This window comes from Streptomyces prasinopilosus, from assembly GCF_001419695.1.
GTDB lineage: Bacteria > Actinomycetota > Actinomycetes > Streptomycetales > Streptomycetaceae > Streptomyces > Streptomyces prasinopilosus.
Genome location: NZ_LIRG01000216.1, coordinates 1 through 4,286 on the forward strand (window position 1 = coordinate 1; position 4,286 = coordinate 4,286).

General features: G+C 73.5%; 2 protein-coding genes and 1 pseudogene. All 3 read right to left on the reverse strand.

Features of this window, described 5'->3' with window-relative positions; translation table 11 throughout:
* Positions 1 to 46 precede the first annotated feature (46 nt).
* Positions 47 to 1,270 (reverse strand): arginine deiminase, encoded by a 1,224-nt coding sequence (locus AOK18_RS10700; RefSeq protein WP_055694166.1) that lies wholly within the window; start codon positions 1,268 to 1,270, stop codon positions 47 to 49.
* A gap of 138 nt (positions 1,271 to 1,408) precedes the next feature.
* Positions 1,409 to 4,003: a polynucleotide kinase-phosphatase gene (locus AOK18_RS10705; RefSeq protein WP_240503132.1), complete on the reverse strand. Its 2,595-nt coding sequence runs from the start codon at positions 4,001 to 4,003 to the stop codon at positions 1,409 to 1,411.
* A pseudogene (locus AOK18_RS10710) lies at positions 4,000 to 4,286 on the reverse strand (3' terminal RNA ribose 2'-O-methyltransferase Hen1); the annotation flags it as partial. The pseudogene AOK18_RS10710 and the gene AOK18_RS10705, both read right to left, overlap by 4 nt.

Genomic DNA, 4,286 nt, shown 5'->3' on the forward strand with positions numbered 1-4,286 from the left:
GTCTAGACCGGCACCCCGGTCCCGTGCCCGGAACCGGGGTGCCGGTCTAGACGGCGTCCCGCTCGACCGGGCAGCTCATGCAGCGCGGTCCGCCCCTGCCCCGGCCCAGTTCGCTGCCGGGGATCTCGATCACCTCGATGCCCTGCTTGCGCAGGTGCGTGTTGGTGGTGGCGTTCCGCTCGTAGGCGACGACGACGCCGGGTTCGACGGCCAGGACGTTGCAGCCGTCGTCCCACTGCTCGCGCTCGGCGGCGTGGACGTCCTGCGTGGCGGTCAGCACCCGGATCTCGCTGAGTCCGAGCGCGGCGGCGATCGCGCGGTGCATGTGCTCCGGCGGATGGTCGGTGACCTTCAGCTCCCTGTCCCCCGAGCCGGGCTCGATGGTGTACGAACGGAGCATGCCGAGGCCCGCGTATTGGGTGAAGGTGTCGCCGTCGATCATCGTCATCACCGTGTCCAGGTGCATCACGGCGCGTCTCTTCGGCATGTCGAGGGCCACGATGGTCTCGGCGGACCCGGCGGCGAACAGCTTGTGCGCGAGCATCTCCACGGCCTGCGGGGTGGTCCGCTCGCTCATCCCGATCAGCACCGCGCCGTTGCCGATGACCAGCACGTCCCCGCCCTCGATGGTGGACGGGTAGTCGGCCTGGCCCTCGGACCAGAGGCGGAAGCCCTCGTCGCGGAAGAGCGGGTGGTGCCGGTAGATCGCCTCGAAGTGCACGGTCTCGCGCTGCCGGGCGGGCCACCGCATGGCGTTGATGGAGACGCCGTCGTAGATCCAGGCGGAGGTGTCGCGGGTGAAGAGGTGGTTGGGCAGCGGGCGGAGCAGGAAGTCGTCGAGTTCCATGGCGTGGAAGCGCACGGACGTGGGCTCCGGGTGGGCGTCCAGGAACTCCCGTTTGGTCATCCCGCCGACCAGCGCCTCGGTCAGTTCGGCCGACGGCAGCGTCTCGAAGGCCGCGCGCAGGTGGTCGGTGGCCAGCGGGCCGTACTCCTTCTCGTCGAAGACGCGGTCCAGGACGAGCGAGCGGGCCGCCGGGACGTCCAGCGTGGCGGCGAGCAGGTCGCCGAAGAGGTGGACGGTGACGCCCCGGTCGCGCAGGACGTCGGCGAACCCGTCGTGCTCGGCGCGCGCCCGGCGCACCCAGAGCACGTCGTCGAACAGCAGGGCGTCCTTGTTGCTGGGGGTGAGCCTTTTGAGCTCGAGATCGGGCCGGTGCAGGATGACACGGCGCAGCCGTCCGACCTCGGAGTCGACGTGGTAGGTCATGGTTCCATCCTGACCGGCCGAGGGGGTGTTAACCCTCCGTGGCCGGGGCGGGCCCCGGCCACGGGGGAGGTCCGGCCGGTCCGGGCGGGCCTCCCCCGCCCGGGCCGGCCGGGTCGCCGTGCGCGGCCGTCCCGGCCCCTACAGGCGCGGGTCGACGGGCTCCGACTCCAGGGCCAGGACGCCGAAGACCGCCTCGTGCGCCCGCCACAGCGGCTCCCCCGCGGCGAGGCGGTCCAGCGCCTCCAGACCGAGGGCGTACTCGCGGATCGCCAGGGACCGCTTGTGGCCGAGCGAGCGGCCGCGCAGCCGGGCCAGGTTGTCGGGGCGCGTGTACTCGGGGCCGTAGACGATCCGCAGGTACTCGCGGCCCCGGCACTTGATCCCCGGCTGCACCAGGCGGCCCTTCGGGTCGCGGGCCAGGGCCCCGACCGGTTTGACGACCATGCCCTCGCCGCCGCGCCCGGTCATCTCCAGCCACCAGTCGACGCCCGCCCGCACCGACTCGGGGTCGGCGGGGTCGACGTACAGCCGCCGGGTGGTCTGCAGCAGGCCCGTGGCGTCGTGCTCGATCACGCGGTCCAGCAGGGCGAGTTGCTCGTCGTGCGGCAGCCCGGCGAGGCTGCGGCCCTGGACCGCGAGGATCTGGAAGGGGGCCAGGCGTACGCCGTCCAGCCGGTCGGTGGTCCAGCAGTAGCGGCGGTAGGCCCGCGTGAACGCCTCGACCGCGCCGGCCCGTTCGCGCTGGCGCTCCAGCAGCCCCGCCACCTCGACGCCCCGGGCGGCGGCGCCCTCCAGGGCCGCGAGCGCGCCCGGGAACACCGCGCCGCCGGCGGCGCCCACGGCGGCGTACTGGGAGCGCAGCAGTCCGGACGCCTTCAGCGACCACGGCATCAACTCGGCGTCCAGCAGCAGCCATTCGGTCCCGAGGGTGTCCCACAGTCCGGCGTCGGTGACCGCCGTGCGCAGCCGGCCGAGGATCTCCCCGGTGACCTCGGCGTCGTCGAAGAACGGGCGGCCGGTGCGGGTGTAGAGCGATCCGGCCGGGCCGTCCCCGACACCGAAGTGCCGGGCGGCCGCCTCCGCGTCCCGGCAGACCAGGGCGACCGCGCGCGAGCCCATGTGCTTCTCCTCGCACACGACGCGCCCGACCCCGTCCTCCCGGTACTGGGCGAAGGCCTCGGCCGGGTGCTCCAGGTAGCCGTCCAGGCGCGAGGTGGCCGTGGGCGCCATGGTCGGCGGGAGGTACGGCAGCAGGCGCGGGTCGATCGCGAAGCGGCTCATGACCTCCAGCGCGGCGGCCGCGTTCTCCTCGCGCACGGTCACCCGGCCGGCGTGCCGGGTCTCCACGGCCCGGCGGCCGTACACGTCGGCGAGGTCCAGGGGGCGGCCGTCCCGGCCGCCGGGGGCCTCGGTGCGCAGCGGGCGGGCCGGCTCGTACCAGATCCGCTCGGCCGGCACGTCGACCAGTTCCCGCTCCGGCCAGCGCAGCGCGGTGAGCTTGCCGCCGAAGACGGCACCGGTGTCCAGGCAGATGGTGTTGTTGAGCCAGGTGGCCTCCGGGACCGGGGTGTGGCCGTAGACGACGGCGGCACGGCCCCGGTAGTCCTCCGCCCACGGGTAGCGCACCGGCAGGCCGAACTCGTCGGTCTCGCCGGTGGTGTCGCCGTACAGCGCGTGCGAGCGGACCCGGCCCGAGGTGCGGCCGTGGTACCTCTCCGGCAGGCCGGCGTGGCAGACGACGAGCCTGCCCCCGTCGAGGACGTAGTGGCTGACCAGGCCGTCGATGAACTCCCGCACCTCGGCGCGGAACTCCTCGCTCTCCTTGTCCATCTGCTCGACGGTCTCGGCGAGCCCGTGGGTGTGCTGGACCCGGCGGCCCCTGAGGTACCGGCCGAACTTGTTCTCGTGGTTGCCGGGGACGCACAGCGCGTTGCCCGACCTCACCATCGACATCACCCGACGCAGCACGCCCGGGCTGTCCGGGCCCCGGTCGACGAGGTCACCGACGAAGACCGCGGTGCGGCCCTGGGGGTGCACGCCGTCGGCGTACCCCAACGACACGAGCAGCGCCTCCAGTTCGGCGGCACAGCCGTGGACGTCGCCGATGATGTCGAAGGGGCCGGTGAGGTGGGTGAGGTCGTTGTAGCGCTTCTCGGTGACGACGGTGGCGTGCTCGATCTCCTCGACGCCGCGCAGGACGTGCACCTTGCGGAAGCCCTCGCGCTCCAGGTGCCGCAGGGAGCGGCGGAGTTCGCGGACGTGCCGCTGGACGACCCGGCGGGGCATGTCCGCGCGGTCGGAGCGGGCCGCGTTGCGCTCGGCGCACACCTCCTCGGGCACGTCGAGCACGACGGCGATCGGCAGCACGTCGTACTTCCTGGCCAGGTCGATCAGTTGGCGCCGGGCGTCCTGCTGGACGCTGGTGGCGTCGACGACGGTGCGGCGGCCCGCGGCGAGCCGCTTGCCCGCGATGTAGTGCAGGACGTCGAAGGCGTCCTGGGACGCGCTCTGGTCGTTCTCGTCGTCGGCGACCAGGCCGCGGCAGAAGTCGGAGGAGAGGACCTCGGTGGGCTTGAAGTGGCGCCGGGCGAAGGTGGACTTGCCCGAGCCGGAGGCGCCGACGAGCACGACGAGGGAGAGGTCGGTGACGGGCAGGACCCGGCCAGGGCTCCCGGCGGGCCGGTCCGCGCACTGCGCTCCGGTCCGGGCTCCGGTGGTGGTCTCGTCGCTCATGCCGCCCTCGCCTCCTTCCTGTCCTTCACGTCTCCGGCCGTGAACACGGCCATCTGGGTGGGCGGTCCGACCTCGGGGTCGTCCGGCCCGACCGGGACGAACCCGACCTCGTACCCGTGCCGTCCGGCGACCTCGGCCGCCCAGGCGCGGAACTCCTCGCGGGTCCACTCGAAGCGGTGGTCGCCGTGCCGGACGTGCCCGGCCGGCAGGCTCTCCCAGCGCACGTTGTACTCGACGTTCGGGGTGGTCACGAGGACCGTGCGGGGGCGGGCCGCGCCGAACA